This window comes from Paenibacillus tritici, assembly GCF_018207515.1.
In the GTDB taxonomy this organism is placed as follows: domain Bacteria; phylum Bacillota; class Bacilli; order Paenibacillales; family Paenibacillaceae; genus Paenibacillus_AQ; species Paenibacillus_AQ tritici.
On record NZ_CP073365.1, the window covers coordinates 4,306,040 to 4,328,233 of the forward strand.

Below are 22,194 nucleotides of genomic sequence, written 5' to 3' on the forward strand. Positions count from 1 at the left end.
CCATTGCCATCCGGGCGTATCGTTATTGTTGCAGGCGGTGAGCTGACAGCAGAATGCCTGCACCTATTAGATGAAGAAGATTATATTATCGGCGCTGACCGGGGTGCGCTTTTCCTGATTGATCACGGATACACCCCCCAGCTTGCAGTCGGGGATTTCGATTCCGTAGCTCCTGAGGCGCTGCAGCGGATTCAGGCGGGAAGCAAAGAAACGATCAGCTGTGATCCGGTGAATAAAGACTTAACCGACAGCGAAATGGCTCTTGATCTTGCCTTGAATCTCCAGCCGCAGTCCATTCTGCTTATCGGAGTAACCGGAACCCGTATGGATCATACCCTGGCCAGTATTCAGATGATGACAAGGGCGCTCCAGCGTCAGGTTGCCTGCTCTATTATGGATGCGAATAATTACATTACGCTAACCGGCTCGCAGGCGGTTGTGGAGGATCGCGGGTATACTTATGTCTCCCTGCTGCCCCTGACTCCCGAAGTTACGGGAATTACACTTAAGGGCTTCCAGTACCCCCTGGAGAATGCCACTCTCAAGCTGGGCCAATCTCTGGCTGTAAGCAACGTGCTGCTGGAGCGCAGCGGAACCGTTACGATTGAGAGCGGACTTCTGCTGATTATTCAGAGCAAGGACTGAATACATAGATCTATGGAGACATCGCTGTAACCTTTGTTTCAAAAGTGTAAAACCGGGAATTCCCTTGAATGATAAGGGTTTCCCGGTTTTTTTTCGATCTGCTGCAGCGCTAAATATTAATATTTTGTAACTTTTAATGAGATTTTAATAAAACGCTTTCATTGTATATCCCGCCTGCATTTAGGGGACCCGTTCCATAATTTAGGACGTCTATAACCTGCTATACTACGAATCAGAGAAAGAAACTACCAAATAGATTACAAACTTGGAGGTAACACAACATGAATAAGCAACAATGGATCAAACAAGCAATTACCATCGGATTGTGCACAACAATCGGGTTCAGCACATTACTCGCCACTGGAGCGGGAACAGCACCTGCTGCTGCCTCAGCGGTATCCGCTGATTCGGTATCGGCCGACTCTGTATCCGCATCCGCTTCCGGTTCAAAGGTGGTCAGCTTCGGCAAAAAATACCTGGGTACGCGTTACAAGTTCGGCGCATCCACTTCGACTACCCGTTATTTTGACTGCTCTTCCTTTACTCAATTTATTTTCAAAAAATATGGCGTGAATCTGCCGCGTACATCCGTAGCCCAATCCAAAGTCGGATCATCCGTCAGCAAAGCTAATCTGCGTGTCGGCGATCTGGTGTTCTTCTCTAGCGGAAGCCGGGCAAACGGAAGAAACGTAACCCATGTGGCTGTCTATGCAGGCAATGGCAAGATCCTTCATACTTATGGCTCACCAGGCGTCACCATCTCCGATCTCAACTCGGGCAACTGGAAAAAGACTTACCTGAAGTCCCGCCGCGTTCTTTAAGGACAAGTCTTCCAACCGGAGAGCTAGACTTCATCAGGGTGGCCGTTAGCTTGTGGCCCCGCTCTCCGGTGCCCGCAGTACATATCCGGTTCCGCGCACCGTATGAATCAGTTTATTCCGGCGTCCTTTGTCCACCTTGAGCCGAAGATGCCGGATATAGACATCCACTACATTCGTATCCGCATGAAAATGATACCCCCATACCTGCCGTAATATTTCGTCTCTGGGACACACTTCACCCAGATTCACCGCCAGATAGTACAGCAGATCGAATTCCTTGGGGGTCATCATCAGCTCTGTTCCGTCCCTGCTAACCTGACGGCGGCCAGGATCGAGAAGCAGTCCATCCACTTTAAGCAGCGAGGCCGTTTCTTTCCTGCGGCCTGTCAGCTGAAGTAAATTCAATATCCTGCGTTTGAACTCACCGGTATGTACAGGCCTCTCCATATATTCATTCCCTCCGGCTTCAAAGGCCGAGACAGCCGCCTCCCCCCTCACTTCTTGCAGTCCCCCAGAGAGGGATATCACCATCACCGGCAGAATCATCCCCTCATTCCTGGCCTCCGAGACGGCTTCCCACCCAGCCCAGCCTCCGGGTTCATCCAGTTCGGCGAGCAGGAGTACAGGCTCACCGCCTGACAGCAATAAGCGAAGGCTTTCCAAGTCTTCGCTTATTGCTGTTTTCATGCCGAGACTGTGGATTGCCTCCTCAAGCTCTATTTGGCCGGATTCCCTAGAATCTCCGTCTGCTGCTGCCTTCCGCTCATCCGGGACCGGGCCGGGCCTATACCATCCGATCAGTTCATTCATCCGGGTACTCCCCCTGAAGCAGTCTTGCACCGGCTGTGCCGCAGCAGATGAGCTTAGCATCTCCGATTAGCAAAGAGACCATTCCGCCGGAATGGTCTCTTTGCTAATCATTGCCGCTTCTCGGTTACACCATGAAGTCGATCTCCTGGAATGCAGCAACCTGGGTGTCCCAGCGCTCCGCCACAAAAGCCTGGTGATCCGGATGATTATTGTAGGCATCATAAGCCGCCTGATCCGCGAATTCCATCGAGAATCCGTACTGATAGTCACATTTGACACTGACCTGCCGCAGCACCTCGAAATGGTTCACTCCTGGAATGGCACTGAGAATCTCTGCACCGTCCCGCAGAAAGGCGCGTGTCTCTTCAGTGTCCGGGGCCGATTTCAGTGTAAAAACAGCCATATGCCTGATAGCTCCCTTGTTCATGCGTATCTCCTCCGTTACCCGAAATACCGGTGATAATAGCTGCGGGCAGCAGCGATATCACTGGTTCCATGTATCAATGCTCTTCCGTCTGCGAACACAACCATACGGTATGGCTCCTCTGTAAAAGAAACCAGGTACGGATTGCTCTCCACCTTGCCGCTGTTCAGCCTGGAGAGCCGGGCGGCAGTCTCCTGAAGATTCAGGCTTCTGCGGTTCGCCGGACGGATCTGGACCGTATCCCGTCCGCAGAGCACATCGCTGCGCTCTGTATTGGATGCCGACAGATAAGGATAGACCGGTGATTCGCCGCAGGAAGGGCAGTCTATTTTCTTCGCCCCCTTCACGCCGATCTCCTGCTGCTCATTCCGCCAGACATCGAACGTCAGCAGCTTGCCGCGCAGCTTCTCCTTATATCCGCCGAGCAGCTTCAGCGCTTCCGCTGTGCCGTTGGCTGTAACCATCTGCACCGCTTGCGGAAGGATACCAGCTGTATCACAGGTATCCCCGCCCAGCGGAATACTCCCCAGCATACAATTCAGACACGGCGTCTCGCCTGGCAGGATGGTGTAGGTGATGCCGTAACTTCCGACACAAGCCCCATAGATCCAGGGGATACCGTGTTTCTGTGCCAGGTCATTCATGATCAGCCGGGTATCGAAGTTATCCGTTCCGTCCATGATAAGGTCCACTCCTGGCAGCAGGTCTTCCAGCTCCTCGGCACGTACATCCAGCACATGGGCCTCCACTGTAATTTCCGAATTGACCGCCATAAGCCTGGACTGGGCTGCAGCCGCTTTGGGCATCCGCACACGGGCATCCTCTTCCGTATAGAGCTGCTGGCGCTGCAGATTGCTCCATTCCACATAATCTCGGTCCACTAGAATAAGCCGCCCTACCCCGCAGCGGGCCAACGTCTCGGCGATGCCTGTCCCAAGCGCTCCCATTCCGACGATCAGCACACATGAATGTGCCAGTCCCTGCTGCCCTGCTGCGCCGAATGGCGTGAAGCGGACCTGTCTTGAATATCTGCCGTCTCTACCAGCCGAAGAAGCCGGTGCCGGTATGTTGTTGTCAGGACCCATCTCTGAACAGCCCCCTATGTAAGTAATTAGTAAAAAAAGCCGGGAAGAGCGCCGTTACCTGCTCTATCCCGGACTCTATTTCAAAATATTAATTTCTCGCTGAAACGATACCGTCCTTTAAAAGGACGGCAAAGCCGTTTCCACTGGTTATACTGTCTGCGCAGACCACTGTTCCACATTCCATACCTTCGTAACCCAATCCTCGTAGAATTCCGGTTCATGGGAGACCAGCAGAATGGTTCCTTTGTATTCCTGCAGCGCCCGCTTGAGCTCCGCCTTGGCAACAATATCAAGGTGATTCGTAGGCTCATCGAACAGAATCCAGTTGCTCTCCCGCATCAGCAGCTTGCACAAGCGTACCTTAGCCTGCTCGCCGCCGCTCAGCATGCTGAGCGGGCGGGTAATATGTTCATTCTTCAGCCCGCAGCGCGCCAGATGACCACGCACCTCATTCTGGGTGAGACTGGAAAACTCATTCCACACATCCTCAATCGGAGTGATGTTCTCCGCCTTCATCTCCTGCTGGAAATACGCTGAACTCAGGTAGTCTCCCAGATAGGTTTTTCCGCTATAGGTAGGAATTACACCCAGGATGGTTTTGAGCAGAGTAGATTTGCCGACACCGTTGTAACCGACAATCGCAATCTTTTCTCCGCGTTCAATCATCATATTCAGCTTGCTAGGGAGCAGCGGGCGATCATACCCGATTTCAAAATCAACACCCTCGAACACGGTTTTCCCGCTGGCCCGGCTCTCCTTGAACTGGAAGGTAGGCTTCATCGCCTCTTCCGGACGGTCAATCCGCTCCAGACGTCCAAGCTGCTTCTCACGGCTTTTGGCCCGGCCTGAAGTGGAGGCTCGCGCTTTGTTGCGCTGGATGAAGTCCTCCTGCTTTTTGATGAAATCCTGCTGCTTCTCGTACGCATCAATATGCTGAGCCTTGTTCATACCCGCCATTTCCAGGAACTTCTCATAGTTGGCCGCATAGCGGGTCAGCTTCGAGAACTCCAGATGATAGATTACATCGACCACTTTATTCATGAATTCCGTATCATGGGAGATCAGCATGAAGGCATAAGGATATTGCTTCAGATAATTCGTCAGCCAGTCAATATGCTCCACATCAAGATAGTTGGTAGGCTCATCGAGCAGCAGTACATTCGGTTTCTCCAGCAGCAGCTTCGCCAGCAGAACCTTGGTCCGCTGTCCCCCGCTCAGGGAGGTTACATCCCGGTCCAGACCGATAGCCGAGAGGCCCAGGCCATTGGCCATCTCCTCGACCTTCACATCAATAAGATAGAAGTCGCCGATATCCAGCTGCTCCTGAATTTCGCCCATTTGCTCCAGCAGCAGGTCCAGCTCCTCGGGAGTGGCTTCACCCATCCGGTCTGTGATCGCCAGCATCTCATTCTCCAGCTCCAGCAGCGGCAGGAACGCATCCTTCAGCACATCGCGGACAGTTTTGCCTGCCGTAAGCAGAGTATGCTGATCCAGATATCCGTAACGGACACGCGGCGTCCACTCCACCTTGCCGCTGTCCTTCAATAATTTGCCGGTCAAAATATTCATCAGCGTCGATTTGCCTACGCCGTTCGCCCCAACAATTCCGACATGCTCTCCATCCAGCAGACGGAAAGACACCTCTTTGAACAACATCCGGTCCCCAAAATTATGGGAAACGTCTTCTACAGTAAGTAAACTCATAAATTCTCCGCAAGCTCCTGTCTATATTGTAAATATAACGAGATTCAAAATAAATATATATCACTCCATTCTAGCACAAGTACATACCTCACTGAAATAGAAAATAAGCCTAATTTCAGAAAACCAGTCAGAAAACAGTAACACCTCAGCTTTTTTTCTGAAAAATTCCACTTGAAAGTCGGGGTGCCGAGGTCAAGCCAAGCCAGCCCCTGATCGCCCGAACCAGCTTCCCCTTGCTCTGAAAAGGGTCCTGTTGAAGCGGCAGCGGGCATACTCCGCCAGATCCCAGTGCAGAAGCCAGTAGAGCGGCGTTATGTTCCCCCGCCAGCGGCAGGCCAATCCGCCATTCCGGCCGGGGAACGAGACCTCTGCGGCGCAGCCAATGGAGGAGGTCTGCCAGCCGCCAGTCTGCGCCAGATGCAATGAGAAGCGGCACTGTACTGCCGGTGAATACATCCAGCGCCCCCTCGCCGCCGCCTGTCCCAAGGTCCAGGACAATGAAAGAGTAGGATTGATCCGGCCGCTGAGGGAGTCCATCCGCAGGGGCAAGCTTCCAAAAGTCCACATGGTTCCAGGTAAAGGGACGCTCCGGCATATCCTGAACACTGCCGCATTCGGGGGTGTCAGCCATTTCCTTCATGCGGTTAAATACCTGTGAATCCGGGCTGCAGTCCACCCATGCAGTCAAGCCTGACTGCGACAGGCAGCTGCTTACGGCCAGAGAAGTATGGGTTGTCCCAAGCCCGGAGGACACTCCCATGACTGCTACTACTACGGCCTGCCGGGGTTGTGCATCAACCGTAGGAATACGCCTGTGCAGCAGATAAGAGGGCGCCTTCTCTGCCCCGCCCGCTTCCAGCGCCTCCAGGGCGATTCTTACCTCCTCCGCGCTGGCATACCGTTCCTCCGGATGATGCCGCAGCAAACGTCTGATCACCGGAATCAGCCGGTCCGGAATATGGCCCTGCAGCTTCCTCTCCATCCCGGACTGCCAGGCGCTGAATTGGCCGCCGGAGGCCATGTACAGCAGCAGTGCACCAAGACCATATAAATCTGACTGCGGGCTGCTCTGCCCGTCTCCATACTGCTCCGGGGCGGCAAATCCGGCCGTTCCGAGCTTCTCTGTATCCTCACCGGAGCCGCTTCTCAGCCTGCGCGCGATCCCGAAGTCAATCACCTTCAGCGAATATTCTCCGGTCAACATGATATTGGAGGGCTTCAGGTCACGGTAGATGATCGGCGGCTGGTGACTATGCAGATAATGCAGTACCTCCAGGAGCTGCCTGGCATAACTGATGATTCTCGCTCCCTTCAGCGGAGCGCGCTGCTCCGCCATACTCTGGTGCAGGGTGATCCCCTCGATATAGTCCATTACCAGATAAGTGTAGCCCTCAGGATCAGGAGGGAAAAAATCCGCAATCCGCGGCAGCAGCGGGTGGTACAGGGAGATTAGGAGCTCCGCTTCCGCCTGAATAGCCCCTGCCCCATAGCTTCCCTCCCGGATCACGCTCTCTTTCACCGCCCGCAGCATGCCCTGCAGCCGTACATCCTCAGCCAGATAGACCCGGCTCATTCCGCCTGTCCCAATAAGTCCTGTAATGCGGTAACGCTCCCCCAGCACCTGCCCAGGGCTAAGTTTCCCTGCAAACTCCATAGTATCCCCGCCTGTTCTCATTATGTAATATAAAAAAAGAAAAGCCCCCGCTGGTTGCACAAGCTGCCGGTGTGTAACCGGAGTGCAGATCGCGGGATGCTTTCCCTTGGTAATCTAATATAGATTAGTATTTAATCATATAAAGTGTAATTTCATCACGGTTGTGGAACAGCTGCTTCGCGCGCTGCACTTGCATCCGCTCGCCTTCAAACATGGCGATAATCTCCTTGATCATGGCCAGCGGCTTCTTATGCATCAGCTTCACTGTAACGATAGCCGTCCCGCCCGGTGTCAGGCTATGCAGCAGTCCTGTGACCAGCTTGGCCATCAGCTTGGGGCTCCAGCTCATATCGCAGACCAGCAGATCGAATTCGTTGTCGCGGAATTTGACCTCTCCGGCATTTTTGCGCAGAATCTTAAGCCCCGGATGCTTACGCAAGGATTCATGCATGAGCGCCGGATCAACGGCGGTGACCTTCAGGCCGCGCTCCAGCAGGAATGACGTCCAACCGCCTGGAGAGGCGCCGATATCCACTGCGTTCTTGAAGCTGTAGAACGGAATGGCGAATTCCTTCTCCGCCTCCATCAGCTTGAACTTGGCCCGTGAGATTTGCCCGTCTTCCTTGCGGAAGCGGATCATTCCTCCATTCCAGCCGGACAGGTTCTCCTCCGGCCGGGAGACCCCGGCATAGAGTGCTTCACCGTCCGCATAGACGGAGATGACCCACGCCGGGTCCTGGACGGTGAACTCGGCGCCCAGGCTGTCAAGCCTGTCCTGCAGCCATTCGCGCAGTTCGCCCGGGCTCTCTTCCCAGAAGGAGGTTGCCCCTTTGCGGACATGCAGCGCCACCCTCCCGCCTTCCAGCTCCGTGCGCCGGCTTAAATACACGGCCAACCGTTCCAGCGCCGACTGGTCGCCCGTGTCCTGGAAGTCTACAGGCTGAATGTGGCGCAGGAAGATCGGCAGGTTCCCGGCCAGCCTCTGCGCCACCTCCTCAGGCTCAGCCTCAAGCGTAGCCAGGAAGACTTCTCCGGGCAGCAGCAGGGTGCTTTTCACCGCACCGAACAGGCGGCGAAGCTCCTCCTGGGCGTAAGGGGCGAAGCCATGGTTCGCCGTGCAGATGTATCTTGAGATGATCTTGTCTTGCGGAGCAGAATCCTGCTCCAGAGTATCTTCTGTGAAATCGTTCAAATCGATGAGCCTCCAGGTCTTATTTTAATCCAGGGACGGCCGTTATCCCACTCCACAGTTACAGGAATATCAAAGGTAGCCATTAACATCTCCTGGGTCAGCACCTCATTCTTGGGGCCGGCTCCCGCCAGCTTCCCGTCACGGATCAGGGCCACATGGGTGAAGAGCGGTACAATCTCCTCCACATGATGGGTAACATATACCACCGACACATTGTGCTGCCTGAGCTTGTCAATCTCGGCCAGCATCTTCTCCCGTTCATAGAGATCCAGACCGGCGCAAGGCTCGTCCATGATAAGCAGCTTGGGCTCTGCGATCAGGCAGCGTGCCAGCATGGCCTTCTTGCGTTCTCCTTGGGATAACGAGCCGAACGGATGATACGCAAGCTCGCCGAGATTCATATCCTCCAGCAGCTTCAGCGCCTGCTCCCGGACACTTGGCGGAATCGCCTCGTAGAAGCGTAAGTAAGCGTAGGCGCCCGTTGCCACGACCTCCCAGACAGGGTCGGTGAGCGAGAGCTTTTCCATCAAGGAAGGGCCGATATATCCAATCTCCTTGCGCACCTCGCGCAGATCACATTGACCGTATTTGTAACCCAGCACTTCAACAGAACCCTTACTGGGGAACAGATAGCCGGTCATCATTTCCAGCAGGGTCGTCTTGCCGGAGCCGTTGCGCCCGAGAATTACCCAGTTCTCCCCTTGCTTCATTTCCAGGGATACATCGTCAAGAATCTGGCTTTGCTCCCTGCGCAGGGACAGATGTTGTAAAGATATCATTATGAGGTCACTCTCCTTATGTATGCCAGCACCCGTTCAACAGAGCTAATAGAATAAATGATTTCCGGTTCAGTGCTGCGGTCAGCAGACACTGCCAATAATGCAGGCACACTTGAGATTTGATAGGTGTTCACAAGCTGCGGCAGCAGGTTCACATTCCCCTCGGCAATGAGAAGGCCGGGCGGCAGCAGATGCTCAGCCACCTCAAGCATCCGCCGCGCAGCCTTGCAGGTTCCGCATAACGGGGTATGCAGAAACAGGACAAGCGGCTCACCCTTCGTTGAGAGCAGCTCCAGCAGCTCCGGCTGATTCATTTCCTTCATCTTCAATCATCCCCCGCCTCAAACCAGGTCCTCACAGCAGCAATTTCCGCTCTGTGCGTGCCATCCGGCCCCTTTTCTGTTTCCATAACGATCACTTTATCAGCCAGGGGCTCCATCTTCAAAAGCTGACTAAGCGCCGATGCCCCGATACACCCCTTACCGATTGCAGCATGTCGGTCCCGCCGCGAGCCGAATGGATACCGGGAGTCGTTCAGATGCACAGCATCCAGATTAGCCCAGTAGCCCAGGTTCTCTCCGCGTCTAATGAATGCCTCCGTCTGCTGCGGATTCCAGGTCCCGGCAGCGAACGCATGGCAGGTATCGAAGCAGAAGCCGATCTTCTCCGGATAGCGGCTGAGCTCGCGGACCTTGACCAGTTCTTCCAGCGTCATGCCTTCATGCCCATGATTACCTGCCATGTTCTCAATCAGCAGCTTCGTCTGTCCATTCCAGTCAGCCAGGGTATCGTTCATACATTGTATAATATTTTGATACCCCTGTAACGGCTCCATTCCGGCAAAATGTCCAAAATGCACCACAATGCCCACCGATCCGCAGGCCTCCGCAATCTCCAGATCGTTACGCAAGGAGGCAGCCATCACCGCTCTGCCGCTCGGGTCGGCAGCCAGATTGGTCGGATACGGGGTATGGGCAATAGAGACCATCCCCTGTTCCCGGCAATAGTCTGCACAGCTTCCTGCGTCGCGGTAGTCCACCGGCTTCAGCTTCAAACTGCGCGGATTCTTCGGAAAATATTGAAAACATGCTGCACCGCTCTCCCTGGCGGACCGGGCAGCCTGCCCGTAACCGCCGCGTATGCTGACATGTGCCCCTATGAAGGGCTTAGGCGTCATGCTGGCAATCCGGGCAATAGAACACCTTGCGTCCGGACAGCTCTGTCTTGATTATCGTTCCCCCGCCGCGCAGGCAGGGTTCGCCTTCGCGGTCGTATACCTTGCACGCATCATTATATGAACCGGTCACAGTATCGCCGGTCATGAATGGCATCTCCATATAACCGCCGATTTCGGTAGCTTCCGTTAATACTTTACGAATACTGTCGTAGAGCCGGTTCACAGCTTCCGGCGACAGGTTCTGGACGAGTGTGGAGGGAAGCAGCCGTGCTTCAAAAGCAATTTCGTCAGCATAGCAATTGCCGATTCCTGCCATCACCTGCTGATTGACCAGCAGACTCTTCAGCGCACCGCGGCGGCCCTTGAGTATTCCGGCGAAACGTTCGGCAGTCATCCGCCGGTCCAGCAGTTCGGGGCCGAGCTTACCCATTGCCGCTTCGCCTTCCTTAACGGACAGCAGATGCAGATACCCCAGGCGCAGCCCCATGAAGTAGAGGATATGCTCACCGAAAGCCAGCTCCACCTGAGTTGTGCGGTCCGGACGCTCTTCCTCCGAGCCATAGAACAGGAGTCCGCCAAGCATCAGATGAAGCAGCAGTCTTCTGCCGTCATGCAGGTGGAAGAGGATATGCTTGGCGCGGCGTTCCACGAACACAATTCTTGCGCCCAGCAGGCCATTCACGAAATCCGCAGTCTCCATGTTGATGGTTTTTTCTCTATTTACGGTTACCCCCGTAATGGGGACATTTATTAGATGCTGGCTGAGCAGCTTTCTGTAATTCTCCATTTCCGGCAATTCCGGCATATTGTCATCTTCCCTTCTAGGTTGGTAAAAAGGTCATACCTTTGTCATTATACACTGAGCAGTACCATAAGTTCAGCTAAATCAGCACAAATTTCATCAGGCTTAACTCCGGTCAGCTTCTGGTAGTCCTCCAGGTTCTCCCAAGTTGTAAGACCTGTAAGTACCAGCACCGTCCGGCAGCCCGCATTTGCCCCCGCCGCTATATCGGTACGCATGTTGTCGCCGATCATCACAGCCTCCTCCGGCTTGATGCCGAGCAGCGATGTCGCATAAGTAACAAGATGCGTCTCCGGCTTGCCGATGACGACGGGCGGAACACCGCTGGCAGCTTCAATTGCCGCACCTATCGTACCGGCACCGGGCATCACTCCATCGTCAGAGGGAAGCATCAGATCCGGGTTGGTCAGTACAAACCTGGCCCCTTCCCGAATCCAGCGTGAGGCCCGTGCCAGTGCCTCATATGTAAAAGACCGGTCAATCCCCTGCACCACATATTGCGGATTCTCCGTAACCAGGGTCAGTCCCGCCTCTTCACAGGCTTGCACCAGCCCCTCTTCTCCAAGTATCGCCACGGATGCGCCCGGAGATTCCCCGGCAATATAACGTGCAGCAGCAAGCGACGAGGTACAGACCTCTTCCGGCTTTGCTTCAATGCCCATTGCGCGTAAATGTCCTGCTACACTGGCTGGTGTCCTTGAAGAATTGTTCGTAACAAACAGAAACGGGATGCCGGCTGTCCGCAGTGCTTCTATAAGCCTGTCGGCCCCGGGAATCATTCTTCCGCCATGATACAGGGTTCCATCCAGATCAATTAATAAGCCTCCGATATTGTTCATAACTCCCCCTAGTAGATTGGAAATTTTCAATTCATCTCATTTATTATTAATACTATGAATTATATTTCAAAGCAGCGTGAGATCTTCCGGGAAATCGCGCTGCCAGGGGCATTATTGCCCGTCTCCCGCTGCTCAACACCGCTTAGTTTCGGCATTTTCTCTACTGCTTCGTCCGCATAACACTTCCCGTTTAATTTAAATTTAACATTCTTCGTCGAACGGTAGCGAACACCTGCAGCACCGGGCTTTTTTTGGCATTACCCTGTCATTTCCTGCGCTTTCCCGGAAAATAATTCATGCTTCAGGGTAATTTCCCTAGCTTCTCCGGTGGACCGGGAAGGTGCAAAACTCCTCTGCCAGCAGGGTATCCGGGAAGATCTCCTGCGCCTCTTTCAAGAGCGGAGCAAGCTCTTCCTGTGAGCTATAACGCGAGCTGAAGTGAGTCAGCAGCAGCTCCCGCCCTCCGGCATCCCGTGCCAATTCCGCCGCTTGCCTTGCTGTACTGTGATGATACTGATGAGCCATATCCGCCAGTTCATGGGCAAAGGTCGCCTCATGAATAATGAGATCTGCATCCTGAGCCAGCGGCAAGGAGCCGGGGCAGGGCCGGGTATCTCCCAGTATCACAACAATACGGCCGCGTTTGGGAGCATGAATAACCTCTGCGGCTCTGATTATAGTTCCATCCTCAGTAGTGATGTCTTCCCCTTTCTTCAATCGGCCATACAGCGGTCCCGGCTTCAGTCCATAGCTCTTGAGCAGCTCGGCATTGAGATTCCCAGGACTGTCTTTCTCCGTGATCCGGTAGCCATAGCTGTCAATCCGGTGCTCCAGCAATCCCGCCTCCACCTTGAAGGTCTCATCCTCAAAAACCAGCCCTCCGCTATGCTCCACGATCTCCAGCTTATAAGGAATACGGGACTGGCTGACCGCAAGTGTCGTCTCCAGGTACGCTTTGAGTCCCGGAGGCCCATACACTGTGAGCGGTGATGTGCCTCCCTGGTACCCCCGGCTGGAGATGAGCCCCGGAAGGCCAAACAGATGGTCACCGTGCAGATGGGTTATGAACAGCTTCTCCAGCTTGCCCAGCCGCAGCGGGGAGCGGAGAACCTGATGCTGCGTCCCTTCCCCGCAGTCGAACATCCAGAAGGTGCGCCGTTCTTCAAGCAGTCTAAGTGCAATCGAGGTTACGTTGCGCTGGAGTGTCGGTACCCCGGCATTCGTTCCCAAAAAATAAATTTCCATCATGCCCCTCCTCTCTCTTAACTAATATCCTCAGGCAGCCCATTTCTATTATCTTGCCGATTCTTATGAAAAGAATTCTACTCTGTTTTGGCTCCAAAAGCATCTTTTGCATGTATCATGTGCAGCATATAAATCCTTCTATCTTCAGCAAAAAACCTCCCGTTACCGGGAGGTTCCGAAAAGACGGGGCATAGCCCCGTCTGGCCGGTGTTCACATGGCAGAGCGATTATAGCTTCTCCACATTAAAGTACTGCGCTTCCGGATGGGCAAATACCATTGCCGAGACCGAAGCCTCCGGCTCCATCATGAAGCCCTCCGTAAGATGCACTCCGATATCCTCGGGAGACAGGAGCTTGAATAACGGCCCCTGATCCTCCAGATCCGGGCAGGCCGGATAGCCGAAGGATACCCGAATGCCCTGGTACCGTGCACCGTGTCTCTGCTTCATCGTCATGTCTGCCGGGTCCGGGAAGCCCCAGGTATCCCGCATCATATGATGGACACGTTCAGCCAGCCCTTCTGCTACCTCAAGAGCCACAGCCTGCAGAGCATGGGAACGGAGATAATCCCCTTTATCCTTAAGCTCAGTGGACAATTCACGGACCCCGTGACCTGCAGTGACTACCAGGAACCCGACATAATCCATAATCCCGCTCTCTGCCGGCTTCAGGAAGTCTGCAAGACAGAGATAAGGCTCTACGTTCTGCCGCGGGAAGGTGAAGGTATGCAGGACGTTGGCATGGTTCTGCGGATCATAGATCAGGATGTCATTCCCGCGTGACTGGGCCGGGAAGAACTGATACATCGCATGCGGAACAATGGTCCCTTCCAGCATCGCCTGATGCAGAATATCATCCACCGTCTCTTTCAGTTCTACCGTCCGCGGATCTCTGGCTGCCAGCTGAGCCTCTACAGAACCTCGCAGTCCCAGATGATGACCTAGCAGCATCTGCATATTCACATAGGGAATAATATGGCCCAGCGGATAACTCCGCAGGACATGACGTTCGAGATCCGGCGGAGTGAACACAGGGGCGTCCGCTGAAATCTTGGAGCGCACTGCACGAGTAAGCTCAGGAAGCGGCTGCGCCGGAGCTACAGCTACGGCTGCCTCGGCTTCCTGGCGGACCTCTTCCTCAATCTTCACCCGCTCCAGCGGATTCATCAGCCGGTTGGCGATATCCAGACCGTCCATGGCGTCCTTGGCGTATAATACAAGCCCGTCATATTCCGGCCGGATACGGGTCTTGGTGAATTTGCGGGTCAATGCGGCACCGCCGACCATAATCGGCACATCAATACCGGCCGAGCGCAGATCCTGCGCAGTCAGCACCATCTGCTGGGCAGATTTCACCAGCAGACCGGACAAGCCGATGGCGTCTGCTTTTTCCTTGCGGAAGGCTTCAATAATATTCTCCGGCGGAACCTTTATACCCAGATTAACGATCTCATAACCATTGTTGGAGAGGATAATCTCCACAAGGTTCTTCCCGATATCATGCACATCGCCCTTGACGGTAGCAAGCATAATTCTCCCTTTAACCGAGGTCTCATCCTTCTTCATGAACTGTTCCAGATGGCTCACAGAAGCCTTCATCACCTCTGCGCTCTGCAGCACCTCTGCAACGATTAATTCGTTGTTATTGAACAGACGCCCGACCTCAGACATCCCCGCCATCAGCGGTCCGTTAATGATCTCCAGCGGAGCAGAGGTCTTCAGCGCTTCATCCAGATCCGGAATCAATCCTTCTTTGGTTCCTTCCACTACATAGGAAGCAAGGCGTTCCTCCAAGGAGAGATTGGAGATCTTCTCTTTCTTCTCGACCTTCTTGCCGCGGAAAGCCGCCACGAATGCAGACAAGGTATCGTCATTGGTGTTATAGATCAGTTGTTCAGCCAGCTTGCGCTCTTCCTCCGGAATCGACGCATAACGCTCCACCTTCTCCGTGTTCACAATCGCATAGTCCAGTCCCGCCTTGGTGCACTCATACAGGAACACGGAGTTCAGCACCTCGCGGCCGGCTTCCGGCAGACCGAAGGAGACATTGCTGATGCCGAGAATTGTATGAACAGCAGGCATCGCTTCCTTGATCAGACGGATGCCGTATATCGTCTCCTTCGCGGAGCCGATATACTGCTCATCCCCTGTCCCTACAGGGAATACCAGTGTGTCGAAGATCAGATCTTCCGGGGCCAGACCATATTTGTTCACCAGCAGATCATAAGAACGTCTGGCAACCTCCAGTTTGTCCTTGGCCAGTATGGCCTGACCCGTCTCGTCAATGGTACCTACTACAATTGCTGCGCCGTATTTATGAATCAATGGTGTGACAAGCTCGAATTTCTCTTCACCATCTTCAAGGTTAATGGAGTTAATAATCGCCTTACCCTGACAATATTGCAGTGCCAGATCAATGACCTTCGGGTCTGTAGTATCGATCATTAACGGTACTTTGACCTTCTTCACCACCAGCTCCAGAAAGCGCATAATATCTTCCGTCTCATCCCGGTCCGGGTCCTGTACACAGACATCAATGACTTGTGCGCCGCTCTTCACCTGGGCACGGGCAATCTCCGAAGCTTCCTCGTACTTCCCTTCAACAATCAGACGTTTGAACTTGCGGGAACCGAGGACATTGGTCCGCTCACCGACCATATAGGGACGGTTCTCACTCTCCACATACACAGGCTCGATTCCGGACAACGCCGGAGGATGCTGGCCTTCAAGCTTACGCGGCGGGTAGGCCGCCATAACTTCAGCCATTGCCCGGATATGATCCGGTGTCGTTCCGCAGCAGCCGCCGGCAATATTCAGCCAGCCCTTTTCGGCGAAGCCGCCCAGCTTACGGGCAAGCGAATCCGGTGATTCGTGATAATTCCCGTTCTCATCCGGAAGCCCGGCATTCGGGTAACAGCTGACAGCAGCAGAAGAGATCGCCGAGAGCGAACGGATATGGTCACGCATGAACTCCGGGCCGGTGGCACAGTTGAGTCCGATGGAGACCGGCTTCAGATGCTCCAGTGAAATATAGAAAGCTTCAATGTTCTGCCCGGCCAGCGTAGTCCCCATCGGTTCAATGGTTCCCGAGATCATCACCGGCAGCGTAATTCCGCTCTTCTCGAACGCATTACGGATACCAATACTGCCGGCCTTCACGTTCAGCGTATCCTGGGATGTCTCCAGCAGCAGCGCATCCACCTTGCCGTCGATCAGGGCAACCGCCTGCTCCTCATAACTATCAATCAGCTCCTGGAACGTTACCCCTCCGGTTACGGAGAGCGTCTTCGTTGTCGGTCCCATAGCTCCTACAACATAACGCGGACGATCCGGTGTATCATATTTATCTGCGGCACTCCTGGCCAGCCTGGCAGCTTCCAGGTTAATTTGGCGGGCAAGCTGCGGAATATCGTATTCGGCAAGCACCACCGAGGTCGCGCCGAAGGTATTGGTCTCGATCAGATCCGCTCCGGCTTCCAGGTATTTCTCATGAATATCCTGAATAACATCCGGCCGGGTCAGCACCAGCATTTCATTACAGCCATCCAGCTCATCTCCGCCGAAATCTTCGCCGGTCAGCGGTACCTGCTGAATCATTGTACCCATGGCTCCATCCAGAATCAGTATGCGTTGCTGCAAGCTCTCAGCAAGTGTGTATTTGGACACTTTCAATCCCCCCAGTAAAACATTAGAGTAAGTTTAGCAGAATAAAGGGATTTCGGAAAGCCTTCCTTTCCACTCTGCATTATTTGTATTACCGACTGCGATAATCCTATTACGGCTTCACCACAAGCTTTTTACTTGGCATAGAATGCTGTGTCCGGGCAGTCACATGAGAAGTAACCGTGAACTCGCCCGCCTGCTCAAACGTATTATCGCCAACATAAGCTCCGTCTCCATCACTTTTACCTTTAATTTCAACCTTCTTGCTCTTATCCGCTGCATCGGCGATTTCAAACATTACTTCTCTCGCGTCATCTACCGGTTCACCGTCCTGTGTAACTACAGCCTTGAAGCTAACCTCGCTGCCTGCGGTTACATCCTCCGGACTCCAGCTTAGCTCTACCTTAATCGGCGTCATTGAAGAATCGCCTGCAGCATACATCTGCATGTCCCCCTCTTTGTCCTCCGAGCATCCGGCAAGTGCCAGCCCCAACATTATGCACATAAGTCCTCTGCGTATCTTTGGCTTCATCATCTGAAGTCCTCCCAATGAAAGTCAGATAGGTTTTATCCCTATTATACACATTATATTGAATTTGTCGGGAAGAAGCTGCAGCAATCCCCCTGTAACATGAGAATAGTCATATACATGAAGAGTACTGATACCATCTATCACTTAATATATATACCAAAAAAGCCAATATCCTCTGACGGGATACCGGCTTCTTCTGATTTCATTATAGGGAGTGTACCAGCGGCAGCAGCTCCGATAGATGGCTAATCTGATAATCAGGAGTGATCTCCGGGTCAGAGGCCTTGGCATTGCGGTTGATCCAGACTGTCGTCAACCCTGCAGCTAGTCCTCCAAGAATATCCGTAGTGAGCTTATCTCCAACCATTACACCTTGTTCCGGAGCAATATCAAGCAATCCGAGCGCATGCTCGAAGATTCCCTTATCCGGTTTGCCTTTGCCGAAGCTACCCGAAATAACAATATGGTCAAAATACGGAACAAGCTCCGGTACACCGTCAAGCTTCTCCTGCTGAAGCGCCGGGCAGCCGTTCGTCAGAAGCAGCAGCTTCACCTTGCCGCGCAGCTCATTCAGTACCTGAAGTGTCTCCTCATATATATAAGGACGGCTACGGCGTTCCGCAGCGAATTTGTCGGCGAGTTGTGCAGCCAGCGCTTCATCCTCCACTCCTAGTGAAGCCAAGCCGCGCCGCCAGGATTCCGTACGGTAGACAGGGGCAAGCTGCTGCAGCTTACGGAATTCCGGCTGTTCCCCGGCTGTGAAGTTGGCCCAGAGTGCTTCATAAGGATTAATACCGATCAGCTTCGTGAACGGAAAAGTCTCATAGGATTCGTATAGCGCACGCGCTTCCCTGCGCACAGCAGCCTCCAGCTCCTGCGGATCAACGGAATCTCCAGCAGCCTCAGCGGCATAGCGGAATGCTTCTTCCACACTCCGGTCATCCCACAGCAGTGTATCGTCAAGGTCAAATAGTACGGCGGTAATCGGCATTTCGTTATTCCACTCCCTATATGCTGGTCTGTCTTACTATTCGTGTACTAACTCAATGTTGTTGTTCTTGGCGAATTGCTCCAGGCGTTCACCCATAGCAGCGGTGTCATAACGGTTAATCAACTTGGAGAAAATCCACTGTTTGCGTTTTCCCTTATACTTAATCGTAACCACACTGCGCGATAACGTGATCTTCTCAATGTCCGCTGCAGGCAAAAAGCGTTCACGGTTGTATTTAATCGTAGAGAGACGGGCACGTTCAACCTTAAGGAACGGACGACGGAAGAATAGCAGGGCGGCAAGCAGGAAGTACAGTACTACACCCAGCCAGTTGGCCAGAATACCGCTTCCTTTCGCTTCGTCAATCGACCCGACGACCCAGAACATAATGCCAAGCAGCATCAGTACAACGGGGAATACAATATTCCGCCCTTTGAAAATGTCGATGCTTTTGGCGGTAGCCTTAGAGCCTGTAGCATAAATCGAATCCTTGCCCTGCTTCTTTCTTTGCTGGTTAATTTGCTTGGTGTTGCGTTGAACCATTCTTTCCCAAGAACGGGCCATGTAAGTTCCCCCTAGTCATCCTGTATTATCTATGAAAAGGCAACAGACTAATGCTTAAGCCCGTTATTGCCTTCTTCATGCTCCGGATTATCCACGATTTCAATCGTATCCAGCTGGGCCCGAAAGTTGCTGCGGATGTTCCCCAGGTAAATCTCACGGAGTTTGGCCCGTTCAGCCACTTCCTCCTGATTCAGGCCGCCATTCTTATGTTTGCGTGCCAATTCATTGATGCGTGCGACCAATTCGTCAATATTCAATACGTTCCCCTCCCTTAACATTCATTTTAACTTTGCCATGAGAAAAAGAGCTTGTCAAGGTCTGCCCCCTGAAAGCTCTTTCGAGTCTGTCAACCGTATGCTGCGTTCTGTCAGTATACAGGTATAATCAGTATATCTCCGGCCTTGATCGCGCTGTTCTCCAGATGATTGGTCTTCATTATTCCTTCTATATATACGGCGGTCTTCATATCCTCCGGCTTATGACTAAGTGCAATGCTCCATAAGGTATCCCCTCGTTCAACGACGATCCGTTTGTCCTGCTTCATTAAAGAGACAGATCCCGCAAAGACATTCCCCACTACTGTGAATCCTGAAATCACAAGTAACAGCACCAGGGCAAGCTTGATGATGCTGACCTGACGGGATAGGGATGCGAACTTAGTCAGCCTTCCAAGGATCTGATCCTTGAGCTTGGTCACCTGAATATGAGTAGTTGGATTACCGGGAGTGGACACCTTGACATCCTCATTGTAGATACTATTGTATGTACTGTACTTTAACATTACTATCATCCTCCAAACACATGTTCTTGCTTTCGAAAATAATATAACACGAACATGTGTTTCAATCAATAGTTTTTTCAGAACATCCGTTCCCTTCATTCCCCATCTTTTTATTTCCTCATTTTAGAACTTATGTTTGTACGAACGGAAGTTCTATGTTATAATTTTCCCAAACATAGTATATGGGGTTGATACCGATGTCAAAGATTTCAAGTCGTCAGCTGGCGATCCTGGAATTTATACGTAACGAAGTCCGCAGCAAGGGTTATCCTCCGTCTGTCCGCGAGATTGGCGAAGCTGTCGGGCTGGCCTCCAGTTCCACAGTGCACGGTCACTTGGACCGGCTTGAGAAGAAAGGCCTGATCCGGCGCGATCCAACGAAACCGCGTGCGATTGAATTGCTTGGCCAGGAAGATTCAGAGAATGTACATCAATTTGTCCAGACGGTTACCCGCATCCCTATAGTGGGCAAGGTTACGGCCGGCGTTCCTATTACTGCTACAGAGAATATTGAGGATTACTTCCCGTTGCCTACTCATTACGTAGGGGATAACAAGGTGTTTATGCTGTCTGTTCTTGGTGACAGTATGGTGGATGCCGGGATTATGAATGGCGATTATGTCATCGTCCGCCAGCAGCAGACTGCCGACAACGGCGATATTGTTGTAGCGATGACCGAAGAAGATGAAGCAACCGTTAAGACCTTCTACAAGGAACGTGATCATATCAGGCTACAGCCGGAGAATCCGGCGTACGAGCCTCTCCGCCTCAACCGTGTTACGATTTTGGGTAGAGTCATTGGATTATTCCGTGATATCCACTAATCCCCTCCCCGCAATATGAACAGGCTGCTCCGCACCAAGCGGAAGCAGCCTGTTTTCTGTTCCATAAGGTATCCTGTGTAACATATCATTCACTTATATGGCAAAAAAGCCGATCGAGAACAAATGTTCGCATTCAGCTTTTTTGCCACTTTTTCTGGGAACCGCTGTACCTCTCCGCACATATCCTGATTACAAAGGAGTGCTGATCATTATGCCTAATTATCGGATCATCGTGGATCTCTCACAGCGAATGCTGTACCTGCTGGACAATAACGTTGTTACCAGAGGATTCCCAGTCGGTATTGGCAAGATGCTAACCGTCTCCCCCGTAGGCGAATACACCATTATCAACAAGCAGCCTAATCCGGGCGGACCCTTCGGTGCATTCTGGATGGGTCTGTCCAAGCCGCATTATGGCATTCACGGAACCAACAACCCTTCTTCCATCGGTCACATGGTCTCGCATGGCTGTATCCGTATGTATAATGCAGATGTTCTGGTTCCGGCCGCCCTCATCCCCATAGGCACCCGTGTCACTATCAGGGAGTAGACCGACGCTGCAAAAGACTGCTCCAGTATTGCATTCCGCTGGTTATGTTCTTCCCCAACCACAAGAACCCCTATGACGCTGTAAACGTCACAAGGGTTCTTGATCCTACGGATAACGGCTACAGCACACTTCGCAACAAGCGGATGGCAGCTGTATTCAGGCGAAGAGCTTCACGGATGGAGGCTCTGGCAGCCAAAAGCTCTCTTCTGGCACGCGAGCCTCTAGGCGTTCTGCGCAGATTCTCGTTGATTTCTTCCAGTCTCTCCAGCAGGACCGCTCTCTGGGTGAGCAGTACATTAATAGCTCTGCGGATTCTGTTTCGTTCTCTTTGGGTCATCATTACACCTCTTTTACCTTTGATAGTATAAGAGATGCAAAGATCTACTCCGAAGATTGTGTGATTCGGCATTAATCTTACAAACTGATGTTACTTGGGCAGCTACTCCATTTACTTCTTGTTCACCCGTACTCTGAACTCAAATTCGTCGCGTCTATAAGTCATTCCGGCCAGCAAAATGTAATCCGCTGTCCATTTCTGTACAGGTCCGGCATAATCGGCAATCACATGCGGTTTACCATCAACCAGCTGAACTACATAGACCTGTACCTGGGCCAGTGCGGCAGCGAATAGATCAGCATCACTGGTCAGAATTTTATAAGCCGTATTCAACTTCGTTCCTCCTCATTCCACACCCAAAATTGATAAGGATTCCTTCACAAATCAATTTAATTATACCGGGTTCTGGAACAATATGTATACCCAATTTACAGTTTGATAAAAATGATTTTGAACAATCCAAGATATTTGCGGTTTGCCGAACGATCCCCGATTAAGCTCTTTCCATTCTGAATATCCGGTATGCTGAACATAGAGAATAGGATGTAATTATCCCTCAGGGTAAAAGATTCGACCAGCGGCTGGGCCACTAATTCGGTAATCCCTCCAGCTAATTCTGTACCTAGGGTCTCCTTCAGATCCTTCACTGCATACTCACTGAATTCTTCCTTCCCCGGATTTAGCACTGCCATCACAACCAGGATCACGATAAGGACAATGGCCCATTTCCATCCTGTTCTCTTGCGGACTCTACGCTCAGGCTGTGGCATGTTAGC

The 22,194-nt window shown here is 52.6% G+C and carries 25 protein-coding genes; 4 read left to right on the plus strand and 21 right to left on the minus strand.

Features of this window, described 5'->3' with window-relative positions; translation table 11 throughout:
• The first annotated feature begins 3 nt into the window (after positions 1–3).
• Complete coding sequence (locus KDC22_RS18480; protein ID WP_173139533.1) at positions 4–645, plus strand: thiamine diphosphokinase; 642 nt, start codon at positions 4–6, stop codon at positions 643–645.
• A gap of 281 nt (positions 646–926) precedes the next feature.
• The gene (locus tag KDC22_RS18485; protein ID WP_173139535.1) at positions 927–1,466 is read left to right on the plus strand and encodes a C40 family peptidase; all 540 of its coding nucleotides are present in this window, start codon (positions 927–929) and stop codon (positions 1,464–1,466) included.
• Between the two features lie 45 nt (positions 1,467–1,511).
• Here KDC22_RS18485 and KDC22_RS18490 read toward each other — a convergent pair whose 3' ends face one another.
• The 18 genes from KDC22_RS18490 to KDC22_RS18575 form a co-directional block, all read right to left on the minus strand.
• Positions 1,512–2,276, minus strand: a complete 765-nt coding sequence (locus KDC22_RS18490; RefSeq protein WP_211719956.1) for a winged helix-turn-helix domain-containing protein — start codon at positions 2,274–2,276, stop codon at positions 1,512–1,514.
• 124 nt (positions 2,277–2,400) lie between these two features.
• Positions 2,401–2,703 carry a Dabb family protein gene (locus tag KDC22_RS18495; RefSeq protein ID WP_173139539.1) on the minus strand — a complete coding sequence of 101 codons (303 nt, stop codon included), beginning with the start codon at positions 2,701–2,703 and terminating at the stop codon, positions 2,401–2,403.
• 14 nt (positions 2,704–2,717) lie between these two features.
• The gene (locus tag KDC22_RS18500; protein WP_211719957.1) at positions 2,718–3,785 is read right to left on the minus strand and encodes a ThiF family adenylyltransferase; all 1,068 of its coding nucleotides are present in this window, start codon (positions 3,783–3,785) and stop codon (positions 2,718–2,720) included.
• 147 nt (positions 3,786–3,932) lie between these two features.
• Complete coding sequence (locus KDC22_RS18505) at positions 3,933–5,489, minus strand: ABC-F family ATP-binding cassette domain-containing protein (RefSeq protein ID WP_173139541.1); 1,557 nt, start codon at positions 5,487–5,489, stop codon at positions 3,933–3,935.
• 145 nt (positions 5,490–5,634) lie between these two features.
• Complete coding sequence (locus KDC22_RS18510) at positions 5,635–7,143, minus strand: serine/threonine-protein kinase (RefSeq protein ID WP_211719958.1); 1,509 nt, start codon at positions 7,141–7,143, stop codon at positions 5,635–5,637.
• Positions 7,144–7,267: 124 nt separating this feature from the next.
• Positions 7,268–8,335, minus strand: coding sequence for an SAM-dependent methyltransferase (locus KDC22_RS18515; protein ID WP_211719959.1), 1,068 nt, complete (start codon positions 8,333–8,335; stop codon positions 7,268–7,270).
• Positions 8,332–9,114 (minus strand): ABC transporter ATP-binding protein, encoded by a 783-nt coding sequence (locus KDC22_RS18520; protein ID WP_211719960.1) that lies wholly within the window; start codon positions 9,112–9,114, stop codon positions 8,332–8,334. The genes KDC22_RS18515 and KDC22_RS18520 overlap by 4 nt, the downstream gene beginning before the upstream one ends.
• Complete coding sequence (locus tag KDC22_RS18525) at positions 9,114–9,437, minus strand: thioredoxin family protein (protein ID WP_211724101.1); 324 nt, start codon at positions 9,435–9,437, stop codon at positions 9,114–9,116. Before KDC22_RS18525 ends, KDC22_RS18520 begins: the two co-directional genes overlap by 1 nt.
• A gap of 2 nt (positions 9,438–9,439) precedes the next feature.
• Entirely contained in the window at positions 9,440–10,291 is an 852-nt protein-coding gene (locus KDC22_RS18530) for a deoxyribonuclease IV (protein ID WP_211719961.1), read from the minus strand.
• Complete coding sequence (locus KDC22_RS18535; RefSeq protein ID WP_211719962.1) at positions 10,281–11,096, minus strand: Fpg/Nei family DNA glycosylase; 816 nt, start codon at positions 11,094–11,096, stop codon at positions 10,281–10,283. Before KDC22_RS18535 ends, KDC22_RS18530 begins: the two co-directional genes overlap by 11 nt.
• A 47-nt stretch (positions 11,097–11,143) precedes the next feature.
• Positions 11,144–11,932, minus strand: coding sequence for a TIGR01457 family HAD-type hydrolase (locus KDC22_RS18540; RefSeq protein WP_173139549.1), 789 nt, complete (start codon positions 11,930–11,932; stop codon positions 11,144–11,146).
• Positions 11,933–12,247: 315 nt separating this feature from the next.
• Positions 12,248–13,177: a ribonuclease Z gene (gene rnz / locus KDC22_RS18545; protein WP_173139551.1), complete on the minus strand. Its 930-nt coding sequence runs from the start codon at positions 13,175–13,177 to the stop codon at positions 12,248–12,250.
• A 227-nt stretch (positions 13,178–13,404) separates the two neighbouring features.
• Positions 13,405–16,782: a methionine synthase gene (metH, locus tag KDC22_RS18550; protein WP_425517064.1), complete on the minus strand. Its 3,378-nt coding sequence runs from the start codon at positions 16,780–16,782 to the stop codon at positions 13,405–13,407.
• Between the two features lie 169 nt (positions 16,783–16,951).
• The gene (locus KDC22_RS18555) at positions 16,952–17,374 is read right to left on the minus strand and encodes a FixH family protein (RefSeq protein WP_173139555.1); all 423 of its coding nucleotides are present in this window, start codon (positions 17,372–17,374) and stop codon (positions 16,952–16,954) included.
• A 202-nt stretch (positions 17,375–17,576) separates the two neighbouring features.
• A complete protein-coding gene (locus KDC22_RS18560) occupies positions 17,577–18,362 on the minus strand; it encodes an HAD family hydrolase (RefSeq protein ID WP_173139557.1) in 786 nt (261 codons plus the stop codon).
• A gap of 36 nt (positions 18,363–18,398) precedes the next feature.
• Positions 18,399–18,926, minus strand: a complete 528-nt coding sequence (locus KDC22_RS18565; protein ID WP_211719964.1) for a hypothetical protein — start codon at positions 18,924–18,926, stop codon at positions 18,399–18,401.
• A gap of 47 nt (positions 18,927–18,973) precedes the next feature.
• Entirely contained in the window at positions 18,974–19,183 is a 210-nt protein-coding gene (locus KDC22_RS18570; RefSeq protein WP_173139561.1) for a DUF896 domain-containing protein, read from the minus strand.
• A gap of 110 nt (positions 19,184–19,293) precedes the next feature.
• Positions 19,294–19,707: a LysM peptidoglycan-binding domain-containing protein gene (locus tag KDC22_RS18575; protein ID WP_211719965.1), complete on the minus strand. Its 414-nt coding sequence runs from the start codon at positions 19,705–19,707 to the stop codon at positions 19,294–19,296.
• A 197-nt stretch (positions 19,708–19,904) separates the two neighbouring features.
• Here KDC22_RS18575 and lexA point away from each other — a divergent pair, with 197 nt between their 5' ends.
• Both lexA and KDC22_RS18585 read left to right on the plus strand, forming a co-directional pair.
• A complete protein-coding gene (gene lexA, locus KDC22_RS18580; protein ID WP_173139565.1) occupies positions 19,905–20,531 on the plus strand; it encodes a transcriptional repressor LexA in 627 nt (208 codons plus the stop codon).
• 211 nt (positions 20,532–20,742) lie between these two features.
• Entirely contained in the window at positions 20,743–21,081 is a 339-nt protein-coding gene (locus tag KDC22_RS18585) for a L,D-transpeptidase (RefSeq protein WP_211719966.1), read from the plus strand.
• Between the two features lie 118 nt (positions 21,082–21,199).
• Here KDC22_RS18585 and KDC22_RS18590 read toward each other — a convergent pair whose 3' ends face one another.
• The 3 genes from KDC22_RS18590 to KDC22_RS18600 all read right to left on the minus strand — a co-directional run bounded on the left by KDC22_RS18590 (position 21,200) and on the right by KDC22_RS18600 (position 22,188).
• Positions 21,200–21,421: a hypothetical protein gene (locus KDC22_RS18590; protein ID WP_211719967.1), complete on the minus strand. Its 222-nt coding sequence runs from the start codon at positions 21,419–21,421 to the stop codon at positions 21,200–21,202.
• Between the two features lie 108 nt (positions 21,422–21,529).
• Positions 21,530–21,751 carry a hypothetical protein gene (locus KDC22_RS18595; protein WP_173139571.1) on the minus strand — a complete coding sequence of 74 codons (222 nt, stop codon included), beginning with the start codon at positions 21,749–21,751 and terminating at the stop codon, positions 21,530–21,532.
• Positions 21,752–21,846: 95 nt separating this feature from the next.
• Entirely contained in the window at positions 21,847–22,188 is a 342-nt protein-coding gene (locus KDC22_RS18600; RefSeq protein ID WP_173139573.1) for a hypothetical protein, read from the minus strand.
• Positions 22,189–22,194: the final 6 nt, after the last annotated feature.

Bases quoted from the DNA above. Each gene is read 5' to 3' on its own strand.
- KDC22_RS18600 (WP_173139573.1), bottom strand. From the start codon at position 22,188: ATGCCACAGCCTGAGCGTAGAGTCCGCAAGAGAACAGGATGGAAATGG.
- KDC22_RS18485 (WP_173139535.1), top strand. From the start codon at position 927: ATGAATAAGCAACAATGGATCAAACAAGCAATTACCATCGGATTGTGC.
- KDC22_RS18520 (WP_211719960.1), bottom strand. From the start codon at position 9,114: ATGATATCTTTACAACATCTGTCCCTGCGCAGGGAGCAAAGCCAGATT.
- KDC22_RS18575 (WP_211719965.1), bottom strand. From the start codon at position 19,707: ATGTTAAAGTACAGTACATACAATAGTATCTACAATGAGGATGTCAAG.
- KDC22_RS18540 (WP_173139549.1), bottom strand. From the start codon at position 11,932: ATGAACAATATCGGAGGCTTATTAATTGATCTGGATGGAACCCTGTAT.
- KDC22_RS18495 (WP_173139539.1), bottom strand. From the start codon at position 2,703: ATGAACAAGGGAGCTATCAGGCATATGGCTGTTTTTACACTGAAATCG.
- KDC22_RS18505 (WP_173139541.1), bottom strand. From the start codon at position 5,489: ATGAGTTTACTTACTGTAGAAGACGTTTCCCATAATTTTGGGGACCGG.
- rnz (WP_173139551.1), bottom strand. From the start codon at position 13,177: ATGGAAATTTATTTTTTGGGAACGAATGCCGGGGTACCGACACTCCAG.
- KDC22_RS18490 (WP_211719956.1), bottom strand. From the start codon at position 2,276: ATGAATGAACTGATCGGATGGTATAGGCCCGGCCCGGTCCCGGATGAG.
- metH (WP_425517064.1), bottom strand. From the start codon at position 16,782: ATGGGTACAATGATTCAGCAGGTACCGCTGACCGGCGAAGATTTCGGC.
- KDC22_RS18555 (WP_173139555.1), bottom strand. From the start codon at position 17,374: ATGATGAAGCCAAAGATACGCAGAGGACTTATGTGCATAATGTTGGGG.
- KDC22_RS18530 (WP_211719961.1), bottom strand. From the start codon at position 10,291: ATGACGCCTAAGCCCTTCATAGGGGCACATGTCAGCATACGCGGCGGT.
- KDC22_RS18590 (WP_211719967.1), bottom strand. From the start codon at position 21,421: ATGATGACCCAAAGAGAACGAAACAGAATCCGCAGAGCTATTAATGTA.
- KDC22_RS18500 (WP_211719957.1), bottom strand. From the start codon at position 3,785: ATGGGTCCTGACAACAACATACCGGCACCGGCTTCTTCGGCTGGTAGA.
- KDC22_RS18510 (WP_211719958.1), bottom strand. From the start codon at position 7,143: ATGGAGTTTGCAGGGAAACTTAGCCCTGGGCAGGTGCTGGGGGAGCGT.
- KDC22_RS18565 (WP_211719964.1), bottom strand. From the start codon at position 18,926: ATGGCCCGTTCTTGGGAAAGAATGGTTCAACGCAACACCAAGCAAATT.
- KDC22_RS18535 (WP_211719962.1), bottom strand. From the start codon at position 11,096: ATGCCGGAATTGCCGGAAATGGAGAATTACAGAAAGCTGCTCAGCCAG.
- lexA (WP_173139565.1), top strand. From the start codon at position 19,905: ATGTCAAAGATTTCAAGTCGTCAGCTGGCGATCCTGGAATTTATACGT.
- KDC22_RS18560 (WP_173139557.1), bottom strand. From the start codon at position 18,362: ATGCCGATTACCGCCGTACTATTTGACCTTGACGATACACTGCTGTGG.
- KDC22_RS18585 (WP_211719966.1), top strand. From the start codon at position 20,743: ATGCCTAATTATCGGATCATCGTGGATCTCTCACAGCGAATGCTGTAC.
- KDC22_RS18525 (WP_211724101.1), bottom strand. From the start codon at position 9,437: ATGAAGGAAATGAATCAGCCGGAGCTGCTGGAGCTGCTCTCAACGAAG.